This is a genomic window from Nocardioides sp. NPDC087217, from assembly GCF_044744805.1.
Lineage (GTDB): Bacteria > Actinomycetota > Actinomycetes > Propionibacteriales > Nocardioidaceae > Nocardioides.
Map to the genome: position 1 here is coordinate 156,146 of NZ_JBIUZB010000005.1, position 15,256 is coordinate 171,401.

At 70.0% G+C, this 15,256-nt stretch carries 13 protein-coding genes; 3 read left to right on the forward strand and 10 right to left on the reverse strand.

Features of this window, described 5'->3' with window-relative positions:
- The first annotated feature begins 47 nt into the window (after positions 1 to 47).
- Complete coding sequence (locus ACIO3S_RS21490; RefSeq protein ID WP_400467763.1) at positions 48 to 830, forward strand: alpha/beta fold hydrolase; 783 nt, start codon at positions 48 to 50, stop codon at positions 828 to 830.
- A gap of 137 nt (positions 831 to 967) precedes the next feature.
- Here ACIO3S_RS21490 and ACIO3S_RS21495 read toward each other — a convergent pair whose 3' ends face one another.
- A complete protein-coding gene (locus tag ACIO3S_RS21495) occupies positions 968 to 2,269 on the reverse strand; it encodes an MFS transporter (protein ID WP_400467764.1) in 1,302 nt (433 codons plus the stop codon).
- A gap of 139 nt (positions 2,270 to 2,408) precedes the next feature.
- Between ACIO3S_RS21495 and ACIO3S_RS21500 the strand changes: the two genes are divergently transcribed.
- On the forward strand, positions 2,409 to 3,143 hold the full coding sequence (locus ACIO3S_RS21500) for an SDR family oxidoreductase (protein ID WP_400467765.1): 735 nt from the start codon (positions 2,409 to 2,411) through the stop codon (positions 3,141 to 3,143).
- Positions 3,144 to 3,163: 20 nt separating this feature from the next.
- On the opposite strand, the gene ACIO3S_RS21505 is transcribed toward ACIO3S_RS21500, so the two are convergent.
- From ACIO3S_RS21505 to ACIO3S_RS21520, 4 genes are all read right to left on the reverse strand, one after another.
- Complete coding sequence (locus ACIO3S_RS21505) at positions 3,164 to 4,021, reverse strand: alpha/beta hydrolase (RefSeq protein WP_400467766.1); 858 nt, start codon at positions 4,019 to 4,021, stop codon at positions 3,164 to 3,166.
- Positions 4,022 to 4,063: 42 nt separating this feature from the next.
- The gene (locus ACIO3S_RS21510) at positions 4,064 to 6,457 is read right to left on the reverse strand and encodes a DUF6351 family protein (RefSeq protein WP_400467767.1); all 2,394 of its coding nucleotides are present in this window, start codon (positions 6,455 to 6,457) and stop codon (positions 4,064 to 4,066) included.
- 92 nt (positions 6,458 to 6,549) lie between these two features.
- Positions 6,550 to 8,142 carry an MDR family MFS transporter gene (locus ACIO3S_RS21515; protein ID WP_400467768.1) on the reverse strand — a complete coding sequence of 531 codons (1,593 nt, stop codon included), beginning with the start codon at positions 8,140 to 8,142 and terminating at the stop codon, positions 6,550 to 6,552.
- 98 nt (positions 8,143 to 8,240) lie between these two features.
- Positions 8,241 to 8,846 carry a TetR/AcrR family transcriptional regulator gene (locus ACIO3S_RS21520; protein WP_400467769.1) on the reverse strand — a complete coding sequence of 202 codons (606 nt, stop codon included), beginning with the start codon at positions 8,844 to 8,846 and terminating at the stop codon, positions 8,241 to 8,243.
- Between the two features lie 154 nt (positions 8,847 to 9,000).
- On the opposite strand from ACIO3S_RS21520, the gene ACIO3S_RS21525 reads away from it, so the two are divergent.
- Positions 9,001 to 10,245: an NAD(P)/FAD-dependent oxidoreductase gene (locus tag ACIO3S_RS21525; RefSeq protein WP_400467770.1), complete on the forward strand. Its 1,245-nt coding sequence runs from the start codon at positions 9,001 to 9,003 to the stop codon at positions 10,243 to 10,245.
- 12 nt (positions 10,246 to 10,257) lie between these two features.
- Here ACIO3S_RS21525 and ACIO3S_RS21530 read toward each other — a convergent pair whose 3' ends face one another.
- The 5 genes from ACIO3S_RS21530 to ACIO3S_RS21550 form a co-directional block, all read right to left on the reverse strand.
- Positions 10,258 to 11,790: a PucR family transcriptional regulator gene (locus ACIO3S_RS21530; RefSeq protein WP_400467771.1), complete on the reverse strand. Its 1,533-nt coding sequence runs from the start codon at positions 11,788 to 11,790 to the stop codon at positions 10,258 to 10,260.
- Positions 11,791 to 11,836: 46 nt separating this feature from the next.
- Positions 11,837 to 12,325: a nucleoside deaminase gene (locus ACIO3S_RS21535; RefSeq protein ID WP_400467772.1), complete on the reverse strand. Its 489-nt coding sequence runs from the start codon at positions 12,323 to 12,325 to the stop codon at positions 11,837 to 11,839.
- Between the two features lie 145 nt (positions 12,326 to 12,470).
- Positions 12,471 to 13,052 carry a superoxide dismutase family protein gene (locus ACIO3S_RS21540; protein ID WP_400467773.1) on the reverse strand — a complete coding sequence of 194 codons (582 nt, stop codon included), beginning with the start codon at positions 13,050 to 13,052 and terminating at the stop codon, positions 12,471 to 12,473.
- Positions 13,053 to 13,124: 72 nt separating this feature from the next.
- Positions 13,125 to 13,808 (reverse strand): hypothetical protein, encoded by a 684-nt coding sequence (locus ACIO3S_RS21545; protein ID WP_400467774.1) that lies wholly within the window; start codon positions 13,806 to 13,808, stop codon positions 13,125 to 13,127.
- A 103-nt stretch (positions 13,809 to 13,911) separates the two neighbouring features.
- Positions 13,912 to 15,249 (reverse strand): MFS transporter, encoded by a 1,338-nt coding sequence (locus tag ACIO3S_RS21550; RefSeq protein WP_400467775.1) that lies wholly within the window; start codon positions 15,247 to 15,249, stop codon positions 13,912 to 13,914.
- Positions 15,250 to 15,256 lie beyond the last annotated feature (7 nt).

The following is a 15,256-nucleotide window of genomic DNA, read 5'->3' on the forward strand; positions in this document are numbered from 1 at the left end:
CAGTGGATTGGGTCCTGGACCACGAGTTTTCTACGCCAGGTGGGACGGTGCGGTGGAGCGTGCTCGGCAGGGGCGACCCGATCGTCCTCGTGCACGGCACTCCGTACTCGTCGTACCTCTGGCGCGACATCGCTCCAGCGTTGTCACGTCAGCGCACGGTCTACGTCTTCGACCATCTCGGCTTCGGCGTCTCGGAGAAGCACGAAGGCCAAGACCTCAGCCTGGCCGCCCAAGCGCAGAACTTCACGCGACTCCTGGACCACTGGGGGCTGTCCAGCCCCAGCGTCGTGGCCCACGACATCGGGGGCGCGATAGCGCTGCGCGCACTGCTCGTCGAGGGTGCCGCCTACCGCGACCTCACGCTCTTCGATGCCGTCAGCGGTGGCGAGTGGGAGCGCGGTCTCTTCCGGCTCATCCTGAACCATCCGGACGTCTTCGATCAGCTTCCGTCCTACGCTCACGAAGCGCTGGTCGCGAGCCACTTGAGGAACGCGACCCAGGTCGGCTTCCGTCCCGGTGTCCTGGACGCGTTCCTCGACCCGTGGCGCGGACCGGACGGACAGGCCGCCTTCTATCGCCAGTACAGCCAGATCCACCAGGCCGACACCGTCGAGTACGAGCCCCTGCTGGGCGAGCTCTCGCTCCCGGTGCACATCATCTGGGGACGTCAGGACCGGATACTTCCGCCCGAGTACGCGGAGTGGCTGCACGAACGCGTGCCGCACGCGCGCCTGTCCTGGATCGAGGGCGCCGGTCACCTCCTCCAGGAGGACGCGCCGGCTCAGCTCGTGGGTCATCTCTTGGCAGACATGCACAGCCGGCTCGGATGAGAACATCCGTTACCAGATGTCGAGGTTTGGTGACGCTGGGTGCAGGATGCGTGCTATCACCTCCGGGTGCGGTCCGGGCGCCCCTGCTGCTGGAGTCCCCCCACTCGGTAGCGAGGGCGTCCAGGACCGCACGCCAGTCAGGCTCGATCCGCCGTCACGACCTCGACCGGCTGCTCGCTGCGAGGCCCGGTCCACCAGATGGCGGTGGTGACCAGGCCGATCGCGAGCAACGCGGTGGTCAGCCAGAACGGATAGGTGCGATCGATCCCGGAGAGCCAACCGGAGATCCAGCCGAACGGGGCGGCAGCGAGCATCACCGCGGTGCGTTGCAGCGCCATCACCCGTGACCGCTCGTCCTTGTCGACGTGGAAGGCGACGAGCGACTCCGAGAGCATGAAGAGCATCCCCGCGCCGAAGCCGTCGAGGAGGAGGCACACCCCGAGAAGCGCGTACGTCACGACGTCGGCGTCACCCTCGGCGGCCGGGATCACGACGAGCACGAGCTGGCCGGCCAGATAGATGCCGAAGCCCCACAAGGTCGCCTGCTTGAGGTCGTGCCCCGAGGTCAGCCGGCGGATGAGGGTGAAGAGGAAGAGCACCGACAGCAGCGAGCGCACCATCGGGAAGAACGGCAGCACCGGGTCGGGCACGTGCAGGTGTCGGTTTACCAGGACCTGCCAGAAGGTGGCGTTGACGAGGGTGACGGCCGCGACGACGGCGGCGATGGCCAGCGCCAGCAGCGAGCCGCGCGAGTGGGCCAGCAGTCTCGCGGCCTCGCGGTAACCGACGAAGAGCCGCCAGAGGCTCTCGTGTCGGGTCTGCTCCATCCGGATCCGGCCCTGTCGGGTCTCGGTGGAGGCGGCGTACAGCAGGATGACCTTGGCCAGCATCACGACCGCGGCATTGATGAAGAGCACCCGCACCGCCGGCTCCAGGCCGAACTGCGCGACCATGAAGGCGGCGATCGGTGCGAAGAGCGCCGAGCAGTCGGCCGCCACCCGCACGAGCGAGTAGATGCCGGTGAGCTGGTCGCGCTCGGCGTCCTCGACCATCAGGCAGTCCCAGGCGTTCGCGGTGACCTGCAGCGCCCCGTTGAGCAGCGACGCGGCCAGGAAGGCCCAGAAGTCCTGGGCGAATGCCCAGATCAGACAGGGAATCACGAAGGCGATCACGTCGAAGACCGCGTTCGTCAGCCGACGTCCCATCCGGTCGGTGATGATGCCGCCGGCGAGCCCGAAGAACACCTGGGAGATCATCCCGGCGGTCGCCAGCAGGCCGATCTGTGCGTCGTGCAGCCCGAGCGTGAGCATGAAGACGGAGAGGTATGGCAGCACCAGCGCCATCGACAGGCCCCACATCGGCTCGGTCCACACGCATGCGCGTGGGTTGCCACGGAGGTGGATCAGGGTGTGCCAGAGGGAGCCGGGGGAGGATGCCACCGGGACAGTGAACCAGGGGTGACATCAAGGGTGGAAACGCTTTAGCCGGGCTCCTGCGACGTCTGATTGCCGCCAGAAGTGGCGGACCGGCATCGGTTGAATGGTTCATGAAGCAACCAATTCGAACGATGGGAAGCACATGAAGGTCGCCCTTGTCACCGGAGCCAGCCGCGGTATCGGCCAGGCCACGGCACGCCAGCTGGCCCAGAGCGGCAGCCACGTCATCCTGACCGCCCGCCGTCCCGAGACTCTCGAGGCCGAAGTCGACCGGCTCAACCGCGACGGCCACTCGGCCTCGGCACTCCAGCTGGACGTCACCGACCGCGACAGCGTGCAGCGCGCTGCTGATCAGGTCGCCGCGACGTACGGGCACCTCGACGTTCTGGTCAACAACGCCGGCGTCCTTCCCGAGGCCACCAACCCCGACCCGGCCGAGGTCGTCGACCTCGAGATGTTCCGGCTCACCTACGAGACCAACCTGATCGGCGCGGTCGCCGTCCTCGAGGCGTTCCTGCCGCTCATCCGGAAGAGCGAGGCGGGGCGGATCGTGAACGTGACGACCACGATGGCCTCACTGGCCGACCAGACCAACCCGGAGTCTCCCTACTACGGCATGGTCGTGCCCGCCTACCAGTCGTCGAAGGCCGCGCTGAACAACGTGACCATCGCGCTGGCGAAGGCGCTCGCCGAGACTCCCGTCAAGGTGACCTCGGTGTGCCCGGGATTCGTGCAGACCGACCTGACCCCGATCAACCGGGACAACGCGCCCACCACGGCGGACCAGGCCGCCGAGGTGATCGTCCGCGCGGCGTCCCTGCCCGACGAAGCCCCGTCAGGGACGTTCGTCGACACCAACGGACCCGTGCCGTGGTGAGTGCGCTGTAAGTGGCCTCGTCAGCCGGCCGCGATCTCCGCGAGGAGGTCGGCGGCCGGCGCCGGGTGGACGAGCCAGCCGAGGTGGCTCGACGTCAGGGTGTGGACGGCGTACGGGGTGTCCGGGGTGAGGGCGTCGCCCTCGCGGATCAGCCGGTCCTGCATCGCCGTCGGCATGCTGACGTCCTCGCTGAGGCGTACGTAGGCACGGGGCACCGTTCCCCACGTCGACGCTTGGGCGCGGTCCTCGGGGCCACCCGCGTCGAGGTTCTCGTCGGGCTGGAAGGTGTTGAGGAACGTACGGAACTCGTCGTCGGTGCCGTCGGCCATGAAGGCGTGCTTGAGGCCGGCGAGGACCTCGGGGGAGGCGGTGCGGAAGTTGCAGCGCAGCAGGCCGACGTCGGCGGGGTTCGCAGCGGCCGCGCCGATCAGCGCGGAGGCGTCGAAGGAGGCCATCTCCGGCTCGGCGTTGTACGCAACCGCATCCAGCTCCACCGGGGCCCAGGCCGAGACGTAGACCATCGAGTCGATCAGGTCCGGGCGGGCGTTGGCGGTCGCGGTCAGGGTGATCCCACCGCGGCTGTGCGCGACGACGATAACCGGGCCGTGCTCCTTGGCCCGCTCGAGCACCGAGACGAGGCGAGCCACGTTGTCGGCGAGGGTGACGCCCTTGATGCCACCCGGGGCGGAGGCGAGCTCGGCGAGGTCCTGGGGCGCCTGGTAGGCCGCGGGGAACGTCGCCTCGAAGCCGTGGCCGGGGAGGTCGACCGCGAGGGAGCGGAACCCGCGCAGCGCGAGCTCTGCCTGCAGCGGTGCGAACGAGAACGAGTTGGCGAAGGCGCCGTGGACGAGGACGAAGGTCGGCTCCGGGGAAGGCATGGGCGAGACCTTAGCGGCGAGTCGCCGATGACGGCTGGCCTTTTATTCGTCGGCCGCGCCACCGAACGGCGCCGACTGCGGCGCCGTGCCCATCGGCGTACCTCCGTGGACGACCGAGCCGTCGGTTCGCTGGTAGGTCAGCCACGGCACGGTCCTGGTGAAGCCCACACCCGGCTTGCTGTAGTCGCAGACCCCGCTGGGGAAGGCGGTCTCCAGCCGCTTCCACTGGGAGTCGGTGAGCCCGAAGGCGCCGTAGTCGTCGGTCCGACGCAGCGGCTTGAGCTGGCACTTGGCGTTGTCGGAGTGGTTGTTGTCGCCGGCCACGATCCGCGGCGTCGCGAAGTCGGTCTTGACCAGTTCGCTGACCGGTCCGAGCCCGCACACCAGGTCCGAGACCGGGTCGACGACGAGGTTGAGCGCGGGGTCCAGGACCGGGTTGAGGGCGGGGTTCAGGCCGTCGAGCGCGCCGCCGGTCAGGTCGTCCACGAGCGGGTCGGCGACCGGCAGGAACAGGCCGTCCTGGCTGGAGACTCCCTGGGTCTGGGTGCACCGGTCGTGCAGGTCGCCGGGACGGTCCTGGACGATCTTGTCCGCCAGCGGTACGTCACGCTCGTCCGCCTCCACCGAGGCCAGCCAGCGGTCCATCGCGAGCAGCGCCTCCTTGGAGTAGCTCGGGTCGCCGATGAGGGGTGTCACGCCGTACCAGATCACCTGGTTGTCGGCGTGCCCCTGTTCCCTGGTCAGCCGGTCGCGCATCGCCCACGACCAGCGGGCGTCGTGCGCGATGCCCGGGTCAGGCCCGCGGTGGTCGATGATCGCCACGTCGGCCAGGTTGCTGGCGGTGTTGACCATCCCGCTGCGGTAGGCGTTGGTGAGCGCCGTCGGGTCCGCGACCGAGCGCTGTGCCCGCGGCTGGATGTCGATGTCGAGCCCGCCGATCTTCTCGTTGACGTCGACGAACTGCTCCGGGGTGATCGCCCCGGCACGGAGTGCCTCGAGGCCGTACTGCACACCGGTGTTGTCCAGCGGCGAGCCCGCGAAGCCCCGCCCGATCTGCTTCTCCTGGGGCGTCCACACGCTCTCCGGCCGCGGGCCGAAGATGTTGATCGCGCCGTCGATGATCGAGCAGCGTACGCCGCCGGGGTTGCTCTCCGCGTCGTAGCGCTCCTGGTCGCTGACCCCGGCGCAGGGGTGCGTCGGCATGACCGCCTGCTTGAACAGGCCCTCGTCGGCGGTGACCGCGTTGAGCGGCAGCAGGTGGCCCTCGACCGCCGCCCACTGCAGCGGGTTCCAGAACTTGCCGTCGGTGAGCCGCTGGGAGCTCTCGAAGTACTTGCGGAGCAGGTGGTAGTCGGAGAACTGCAGGCCAGGCGAGAGCGAGTCGGGGTAGGAGCAGGTCACGACCAGGCCCTGGTAGATCCCGGGGTAGGCGTTCGCGATCGTCTGCTGCGCGATCGAGCCGCCGGAGCAGCCGCTGCCGATCGTGTAGCGCAGGTCGCCGTACGTCTCGACCAGGTGCTCCTTGGCCATCATCAGCGACTCGGCCGCGCTGGTGACGGTGCAGTTGTGGCCGGTGTTGGCCAGCGCGGTCGAGAGCATCGCGAATCCGCGCCCGAGGGCGGCGGTCGGGCTGTCGCCCAGTGCGTCGGCGACGAGCGGGACGCCCAGGTCGAAGGTGCCGGAGTAGTCCTTGGTCGGCGCGGTGCCGACCTCGTGGTCGACCCCGCAGCTGCCGCCGTGCGGAATGAACAGCTTGTTGTTCCACTGCTGCTGCGGACGCCAGCGCTGCCACCGCTTGCCGGGCTGCCAGAGCACGGCGATCCGGTACTGGTCGCGGTTCTGGTAGCCGGTCTCCACACGTACGACGAACGGCACCGTCACGCCCTCGTCGGTGGTCGTGGTGGCCACGTCACGCGGAGGGTTCGCGGGATCGTACGGCTGGAGCCCGTCGAGCAGTGGATTTGTCGATTTGTAGAGCCAGCTGATCGCCGGTTCCTGGTTGCACTGCGCGTCCGTCGCGGTCGGCTGGCAGCGCCACGGCTGCAGCTGGGGTCCGGAGAAGATCGGCCCGCCGCGCGGGTGGTTGGTGATCGTGAGCCAGGCGCCACGACCGTCAGGCAGGCGAGCGGTCAGCTCGTTGGTCCCGACCCGCAGGCCGCGTACGACTCCCTCGATCTCGCCGTTGGGACGTTCCGCGAAGGCGCCGGTGACGTCGCGGTCCTTCAACGACACCTTCAGGTCGTCCGGGTCCGCGCCCTTCGGCAGGGTGACTCGCACCAGCGCGTTGCCGTCGGAGACCAGATCGGCCCGGTTGGAGAGAGTCTCCAGGACGACGTCCCCGGCCGAAGCCGCCGAGGCCGGTGCCACACCGAGCAGCATGCTCGCGACGAGGGCGGACACCGTCGCGATCGAGAGGGGCAGGGCGCGAGCTGGCATGGCATGCCTTTCCGAGAGCTGCGCACGTCCCTCGAGCGGACGGTCGCCGTGACAGGAGAATGCCCCCTGCCACGGCGACCGTCAAGGAAGCCTCAGCCTGCGACTGCCTCCCCGCGAGCGACCATGCCGGCCTCGTCGGAGAGCTTGACCTCCTTGAGGAACAGCGCGAGCGCGAGACCGAGGAGGATCAGCGGCACGAGGTACCAGAACGCCGGTGCGAGCGCCTCGGTGAAGGCGTCGACCACCCAGGTGTGGAGCGGCTCGGGCAGCTGCTCGACAGCAGCCGGGGTGAGACTCCCGCCGGAGAACCCGGCACCGTCGGCGGGCATCATCCCCGAGGAGGCCATCTTCTCGGCCAGGCCACCGAAGTTGTCGGACAGCCGCGTGGTGAAAACGGTCGTGAACAGCGCCGTGCCCACGGTCGCACCGATCTCCCGGAAGAAGTTGTTCGCCGAGGTCGCGGTGCCGAGCTCGTGCGGGTCGACGGCGTTCTGGACGGCGAGCACGATGGTCTGCATGACCAGGCCCATCCCGGCGCCGAGCACGAAGATCATCAGCCCGAAGACGACCATCGACATGTCGCCGGTGATCGTGGTCATCCAGGCGATCCCGGCCGCGGTGATGAGCAGACCGGCGATCGGGAAGATCTTGTAGCGACCCGTCTTCGAGATCGCGATGCCCGAGCCGATCGCGGTCAGCATCATGCCGGCCATCATCGGCAGCATCAGCAGCCCGGAGCTGGTGATCGAGGCGCCGGTCGACATCTGCAGGAACGTCGGCAGCATCGCCATCGCCGAGAACATGCCCATCCCGAGGACCAGGCCGATCAGCGTGGTCACCGTGAACGTCGGGTTCTTGAAGAGGCGCAGCGGGATCAGCGGCTCGGGCGCGAGGGTCTCGGTGACGATGAAGGCGGCCACCGAGGCCAGGGTGCCGACGAGCAGCGCGAGCAGCTGCGGCGAGGACCAGTCGTAGCCGTCGTGGCCGAGCGACTCCCACGACGTCAGCAGCACGATGCCGCAGGTGGAGAGCACCATGAACATGATCCCCAGCCAGTCGACCGGGCGTCCGGAGCGGTGCGAGGGCAGCCGCAGGGCGAACCAGGCCACCGCGAACGCGATGATGCCGACAGGTACGTTGATCCAGAAGGTCCAGCGCCAGCCCGGGCCGTCGGTGAGCCAGCCACCGAGAAGCGGTCCGATGACGGCGGAGATGCCGAAGAGGGCGCCCATCGGGCCCATGTACTTACCGCGCTCGGAGGCCGGCACGATGTCGGCGATGATCGCCTGGGACAGGATCATCAGCCCGCCACCGCCGAGCCCCTGGAGACCGCGGGCGGCGACCAGCTCGGGGAAGGTCTGCGCCATCCCGCCGAAGAGCGAGCCGAGCGTGAACAGGGCGACGGCGACCAGGAACGGCCAGCGGCGACCCCACAGGTCACCGAACTTCCCGTACAGCGGCATCACGATCGCGATCGCCATGATGTAGGAGGTGATCACCCACCCCTGGTGCTCGACCCCGTCGAGCTCCCCGACGATCGTCGGCATCGCCGTGCTCACGATCGTCTGGTCGAGGGAGGAGAGGAACATCGAGGCCATCAGGGCACCGAAGATCAGCCAGATCGTACGCGGCGTCAGCACGACCAACGGCTTGTCGGGCGCGTCGGGGGCGACCGTATGACTCATGGGGTTGGACCTTCCAGGCGGGAGTTGAACAGGCAGGAGTTGAAGAGGTGGTGACACACGGGTCCCGTGTGACGTGAGAAGTCCCGAGAGAGGTGCGGCTAGTCGTCGAGGAGCAGGCGGAGCTGGGCGACGGCCTCGGGCAGATGCGCCACCGCATCACCCTCGTAGCCCGACCGCGCCCAGGCGAGCGCGCTCGATCGCATCAGCAGCCCGGCAACCATCCCGATCGTGTCGTCGTCGACAGGGGAGGGCCGCGCCGTGCGTCGCTCGGCGAGCAGCTCCTCGAACTCGCCGGCGACGCGCTGGTGCCAGGCGACGTGCCGTTGCATGAGGCGGGGTTCCGAGGCCAGCAGCCGCATGGCCCGCTCGACCTGCTCGACGTTAGGCGCGGCGTCCTTGAGGAAGCCCGCCACCAGCGCCTGCAGGTCGGTCATCAGCCGCCCCGACGGCCCGCCGGAGACGAACTGCGCGCGCACCTCGGCATCCAGCTCGATCTCCTGGATGCCGAGGACCGCGTCGTCCTTGGAATCGAAGTAGTTGAAGAACGTACGCGTCGACAACCCCGCCGCGGCGCTGATCTCCTCCACGGTGACGTCATCGAGACCACGCTCGCCGACCAGTCGCTGAGCAGCTTCGATCAGCGCCAGCCGACGCTCCCGCTTCTGACGCTCGCGGGCGTTCGAAGGCGGGGCAGAGGTGGGCACGGGAGTATTCTTGCAGTGAGTGCAAGTTGCAGTCAATGCAAGAAAGGTGTGGCGGGGACAACAGGGTGCTGTTGTGGAGGGAGCACAGCCGCAGCCCTTGAACTTGTGGGCGACGGCCAACGAGCAGCCGCGTGTGGCAGCTGACGATGGAGTCATGAACTCCAGCAGGCACTCACGTCCCGAGCGTGTCGTCGTGGTCGGCGCAGGCATGGTGGGGTTGTCCACCGCATGGTTCCTCCAGGAGGCCGGTGTCGAGGTGACCGTCCTCGACCGCGACGACGTCGCCGCGGGCTCGAGCTGGGGCAACGCAGGGTGGTTGACGCCCAGCATGGCCGTGCCCCTCCCGGAGCCCTCGGTGCTGGCCTATGGCTTCCGGGCCGTGCTCAGCCCCTCCTCCCCGGTGTACATCCCGCCGACCGCCAACCCGCGTCTGCTCCGCTTTCTGGCGCAGTTCGGCCGCAACTGCACCCACCCGCGGTGGCAGCGCGCGATGGCGGCTCTGATCCCGCTCAACAACGGGGCGCTCGCGGCCTTCGACGACCTCGAGCGCGGCGGCGTGACGGCGAGGACGAAGCTCGCCGAGCCGTTTACCGCCGCGTTCCGGACCGCGGAGGACAGCAAGGCGCTGCTCGAGGAGTTCGAGCACATCCGGGCCAGCGGCCAGGAGATCAACTTCGATCTCGTCGACGGTGAGACCGCTCGCGCCGACGAGCCCGCGCTCGCCGACGGCATCGCCACCGCGATCCGGATCCGCGACCAGCGCTTCATCGACCCCGCGGCGTACGTGGAGTCCATCGCCGCCTCCGTTCGCGCTCGCGGAGGCCGGATCCTGACGGACCACGACGCGGAGGATGTGGCCTCCTCGGGCTCGGGCGTCGAGGTCGCCGGGGAGCGGTACGACGCCGCTGTGCTGGCCACCGGCGCCCGCCTCAACCGGCTCGCCCGCGACTACGGCGTCCGGCGCATCGTGCAGGCCGGACGGGGATACTCGTTCACGGTCAAGGTCGACGACCAGCCGCGGGGCCCGGTCTACTTCCCGACCCAGCGGGTGGCCTGCACGCCGGTCGGCGACCGGCTGCGGATCGCGGGGATGATGGAGTTCCGCGACGTCGACGCGCCGATGGACCCGCGGCGGATCCAGGCCCTGGTGACCGAGGCCAGGACGCTCCTCAAGGGCGTCCACCTGGACCAGCGCGAGGACGAGTGGGTCGGTGCCAGGCCGTGTACGTCCGACGGGCTCCCGCTCGTCGGGGCCACGCGCGACCCGAAGGTCTTCGTCGCCGGCGGCCACGGCATGTGGGGGATCACCTTGGGCCCGGTCACCGGTCGGCTGCTCGCCGAGCAGATCGCCACCGGCGTACGCCCCGACGAGCTGCGCCCGGTCGACCCGCTGCGGTAGGGGCCGACAGCATCACCCGTTTGCAGCGTCGGCGCGGGCACGCGCCAGCTCGAGGCGTACGGCCAGGCGCTGGGCGGGGTCGTCGAGGTCGAGCGGACAGGCCTCGGAGAGTCGGGCCAGGCGGTAGCGCACGGTGTTGGGGTGCACCCCCAGCACCCGCGCCGCCCGGCCGACCTCGCCCCAGTGGTCGACGACGGCCTCGAGCGTCGCGAGCAGCGTGGCGTCGGCCTCGGGAGCAGTGAGCCTGACGACCGGAGAGACCAGCGGCATCCCGGCCAACCCCGCCAAGGCTCGAGCCAGCACCAGCTCGGGCCAGCAGTCCTCGACCGCGGCCACCGCCCGGCGTCGGCCGGTGAGCTCGACGGTGGACAGCTCGGCCGCCTCGGTCCGGGACCGGATCAGCTCGGCGAGCGTCTCCACCGCGGAGCCGAGCCGCAGCCCGACCGTGGGGCTGTGTCCTGACTCGGCGCGGACCAGGTCGGTGAACCAGGCGGTCGAACCGGGGCCGGACGAGTCGGACAGCACCGCGTACAGGAGCCCGTCGAGGTCGACCACGACCGGCTGGCGCCAGCCGTGCCGACGCGCCAGGATCACCCACAGCTCGGCACGCGCCTCGATGCCCAGGCCCTCCGGGCCGATGAGCGCAGCCACCCGCCACGGCTCCGGACCGAGCCAGTCGGGTCGGTCCGTGGTGTCGCCGCGCAGCGCGGTGCGGACGTGGTCTAGCTGTGTCTGACGGTGCAGCTCGGTCTGGGCACGCAGGCGCAGCAGGTAGAGGGCGATCACGTCGACGGCGGCTCGCAGCTCGCCCGATCGTGTTGTTCGGGGTGGCTCGTCCACCACGGCCCAGATCGATCCGAGCCACTCGCCGCCCGCGCGCACCGGAATGACGTATCGAGGCCGGGTGCCCGGGGTCGCCGCTGGCACGAAGAGCGGCTCGTCGGAGCGGGCGAGGTGTCGGAAGACGCCGACCGAGCGGAAATGGTTGCGCACCTCGCGCGGCACCCGGCGGCCCACGATGGTCGACATCCGCGCCTGGTCGACGTCCTCCTGACCGGTGGAGTAGGCCAGCACCCGGGAGGCGGCGTCCTCGACCGTCACCGGGGCCCCGAGCAACGCGCCCACCTTGTCGGCCATGTCGAACAGGTCGGAGTAGAGGTCGTCGGCCGGTTCCGGGCTCCGCCCGGTCTGCGCGGCCTCGAGCGTCTTCCTCAGAATCGCCATCACCGGCGACCACGGCGCCTCGTCCGGGATCGCCAGCAGCGGCAGCCCGTGGTCGGCGCAGCGGCGACGCACCTCGTCGCGGTCGGCCCACGAACGCCGGAGCACGAGCGCCGCCGCGTCGCGTGCCTTGCCGACGACCTCCAGAGCGTCGTCCAGCGAGCGTACGCCCACAGCCAGGACCACGTCGCCGCGCTCGACCTGGATGGGTCCGTCGGCCTCGACGAGCTCCACGCCGAGCACGGGCCGGGTCGTCTCTCCGGCCTGAGACAGCTCCGCGAACGCAGGCGCGACCGCCTGCGCCAAGTCTGCTGCGGTGATCACTCGATCACTGTCCCACGAGGACGCGAGGTGCGGCCCCGACCGGTGGTCAGGCCCGAGCTGCCGCCTCATGGAGCTTGCGGATCTCGTCGACCAGCTCGGGGACGGGGCCGACGACATCGACCGCCGGCGCGACCTCCTGGATCGGCAGCGCCCGGACCGGCGACTCCGCCGCTCCCCAGCCGGCCCGCCACTGCGTCAGCTGCGCGGAGGAGGCGATGTAGACGACCCGTCCGACTCCCGACCAGCCGTGCGCGGCCGAGCACATCGGGCAGTGCTCGCCCGAGGTGTAGACCGTCGCCCCGGCCCGGATCGCCGGGTCGAGGTGGATCGCCGCCCAGCGGGCGAGCTCGATCTCCGGGTGAGCGGTCGGGTCGCCGGTCGAGTGCTCGCGGTTGCGACCCTCCTGGAGCGGCGTGCCGGTGCTGTCGGCCAGGACGGACCCGAACGGTCCGTCGCCGTCCGCCAGCGCCTCCGCCGCCAGTTCCAGGCAGCGTCGCAGGTGGGCCATGTCAGTCTGGGTGAGGTCGGTGGTCACCGTTCCAGTCTGCGGCGAGCGGCGCTGTATGTCGTTCCATTTCCCGGCGATCGTTGGTTGCGGCCGGCCCTACCGAGTCGGCTCGTCCTGACCGAGATCTGTGCCGAGTCGGCTCGTTAGAACGCGCCGACTCGGCGAAGAGGGGTTAGCTGGCCTTGATCACGGCGCAGGCGATGCGGTGGCCGGCGTCGCCGGTCTTGGTCGTGTCCTCGTCCGGGCCCTCGGGCGCGTACCTCTCCGGGACGTTGGCGTAGTTGTCCGGATCCGCGTGGATCATGACCGCGCTGCCGTCCGCGTCCCGCAGGTCGTCGAGCGTGAAGGGGCCGGTGAACTCCAGGCTGGCGGTGCCGTCCTCGTTCACCAGGAGCGCCGGCAGGTCGCCGAGGTGCTCGCCGTGGGCGCTGTCGTCGGGGTTGAGGTGGCCGCCCGCGGAGAGGAAATCGCCGGTCTTCGACGGGTCGTCCGGCGCAGTGCTGTCGGCCTCGCACTTGCCGGTCGTGTGCACGTGGAAGCCGTGGTAGCCGGCCGACAGGCCGCTCACCCGGACGTTGATCTGGGTGGCCCCGTCGTCCTCCTCGATCTCGACGGTTCCGACCTTCTTCCCGTCGGGGTCGGCGAGCTTGGCGCTCACCTCGTTGCGGTCGTCGGGGTCTGCCTTCTCTCCGCAGGCGGCGAGAGTCAGCAGGCCACAGGCAGCGAAAGCAGCGGCCGTTGCACGACGGGACAAGGGATACCTCCACGAGAACGGGATCCGGTCGCCTCCACCGTACGCCGCGGTGGAGGCGACCGGCGTGAGGGATCAGCAGCCGTCGCGGAGCAGACCGGGCTGGCGTCCGACGGAGACCTCGATGAACTCGATCTTCGCGTCGCGGGTGTTGCCGGAGAGCAGGAAGCCGATCCAGCGGTCGCTGTCCTTGACCACCCAGGTCGTCTGGCCGTAGTCGTTGGTCTGCTGGGCGCCGGTCCCGTAGATGTCCTTGAGGACCATCAGGGAGTCGCCGATCGTGACGCCGCGAGCAGTCTCCAGGACGGGCTTGCTCATCCCGAAGGAGGCGATCTCGCCCTGCTGGTCGTAGATGACGTCGACGCCGTCGCCGACCTGGTCGACCCACTTCCAGTGCCTGCCCTCGCAGATCTCCTCGCGCGCGGTGTCGCGGGTCATCCAGCCCTGCTGCACGAGAGAACGTACGTTGCCCTCGGCCTTGATCCTCCCGAAGGCTCCAGGAGCCAGCGGGCCGCCCCAGTCGAGGTTCGGCGTCGGAGTGGCCGTGATCGGGACCTCGGACGGGGCCGGCGTCGGAGTCGCGGGCGGCTCGGAGGACGGAGCTGAGGACGGGGCCGATGACGGGGCCGAGGAGGAGGGGGCGGCGGAGGGCGACCCGGCCGACGGGGCCGGCTCGCTCCCGCACCCGGCGAGGCCGAGCAGACCGACAACGGCGGTCGCCGCGAGCGCGGCACGGAGCTGGATGCGGGATGTGGACATGGGTGGACTCCTCGTCGGTCGTACGCCCCGAGCGGGCGTCCTGCCGATCTAGACGGTCCACGGCCCGTCCCGGTTGCACCCGGGACGGGCCGATTCCCGACGCCTAGGCCGAGGCCATGTCGGGAACGGTCCGAGCGGCCCGCCCGGTCCGCAGGAAGAGCAGCGCGAAGGCGGAGATCGCGACAACGACGGCAGCGCCGACGTACAGGTTGACCGGCGTCCACGAGGCGTCGAGCAGGCGCCCGGCGAGCATCGGCGACAGGATCGCCCCGATGCGGCCGATGCCGATCGCCCAACCCATACCGGTGCTGCGGATCTCGGTGCCGTAGACGGCCGGGGTGATCGTGTAGAGGCCGGCGATGCAGCCGTTGATGAGCGCCCCGACGAGCACGCCGATGACGAGCGCGACGGTGAGCAGGGTCGTGCTGGTGATGAAGACGACCATCGTCAGCGCCGAGAGCACCGTGAAGCCGATCAGCACCAGGCGGCTGTCCAGCCGGGAGGCGACGAGGCCGTAGAGGACCGAGCCGGCGGTGCCGCCCAGCGCCAGCATCATGCCGGCGGTGACCGCGTCCGCCTCCGACATCCCGGAGGTCACCAGCAGCTGCGGGGTCCAGCTGTTGACGAAGTAGAAGCCGAACATCGTGGCCAGGAACGCCACCCAGATGAGCAGGGTCGAGCGGCGCAGGTCAGCACCCAGCAGGACACCGGGGTTGCCGCTGCGGTGCCGGGTCGTCGGCCGCGGCGCGGACTCCAGAGCGTCCGAGGTGATCGCGGGCTGACCGAGCCGTCCGAGGATCCGGTTGATCCGCTCGACGGCCTGGCGCGGCCGGCGCTGGACCAGGAAGTCGACCGACTCGGGCAGCAGCACCACGAGGAGAATCAGCGCGATCCCGGTCGCGACGCCGCCGGCGACGAAGACGCTGCGCCAGCCGAGGTCGGCCAGCATGCCGCGGGCGGCCACGCCGCCCAGGGTGGCGCCGATGCCGTATCCCGCCGTGTAGAGGCCGATCGCCAGACCGCGCCAGCGGGCCGAGGCGTACTCGCTCGCGATCACGTTGGTGCTCGCCAGGATGCCGCCGACGCCGAGCCCGGTGACGACGCGGGCGAGGCCGAGCAGGACAGCGGACGGGGCGGCCGCGGAGAGCAGCATGCCGAGGGTCGCCAGACCGACGCTGATCAGGATCAGCGGACGACGGCCGATGACGTCGGCGACCGGAGCCAGTGCCAGCGAGCCGACCGCCATGCCGACGAGCCCGGCACTCAGCAGCACGCCGAGCTCCGAGCCGCTCAGCGCGAACTCCTCGGTCAGCGAGGAGGCGGTGAAGGCCATCGCCATCACGTCGAATCCGTCCAGACAGTTCAGCAGGACGCAGAGGGCGACGACCATCCACTGGTACGGAGTCATCGCGGCGGCGTCGATGCGCGCACGAAGGTTCATCTCGGAT

Excerpts from the sequence above, each read along its gene's own strand:
- ACIO3S_RS21500 (WP_400467765.1), top strand. The coding sequence starts at position 2,409 with ATGAAGGTCGCCCTTGTCACCGGAGCCAGCCGCGGTATCGGCCAGGCC.
- ACIO3S_RS21505 (WP_400467766.1), bottom strand. The coding sequence starts at position 4,021 with ATGCCTTCCCCGGAGCCGACCTTCGTCCTCGTCCACGGCGCCTTCGCC.
- ACIO3S_RS21510 (WP_400467767.1), bottom strand. The coding sequence starts at position 6,457 with ATGCCAGCTCGCGCCCTGCCCCTCTCGATCGCGACGGTGTCCGCCCTC.
- ACIO3S_RS21515 (WP_400467768.1), bottom strand. The coding sequence starts at position 8,142 with ATGAGTCATACGGTCGCCCCCGACGCGCCCGACAAGCCGTTGGTCGTG.
- ACIO3S_RS21525 (WP_400467770.1), top strand. The coding sequence starts at position 9,001 with ATGAACTCCAGCAGGCACTCACGTCCCGAGCGTGTCGTCGTGGTCGGC.
- ACIO3S_RS21545 (WP_400467774.1), bottom strand. The coding sequence starts at position 13,808 with ATGTCCACATCCCGCATCCAGCTCCGTGCCGCGCTCGCGGCGACCGCC.
- ACIO3S_RS21550 (WP_400467775.1), bottom strand. The coding sequence starts at position 15,249 with ATGAACCTTCGTGCGCGCATCGACGCCGCCGCGATGACTCCGTACCAG.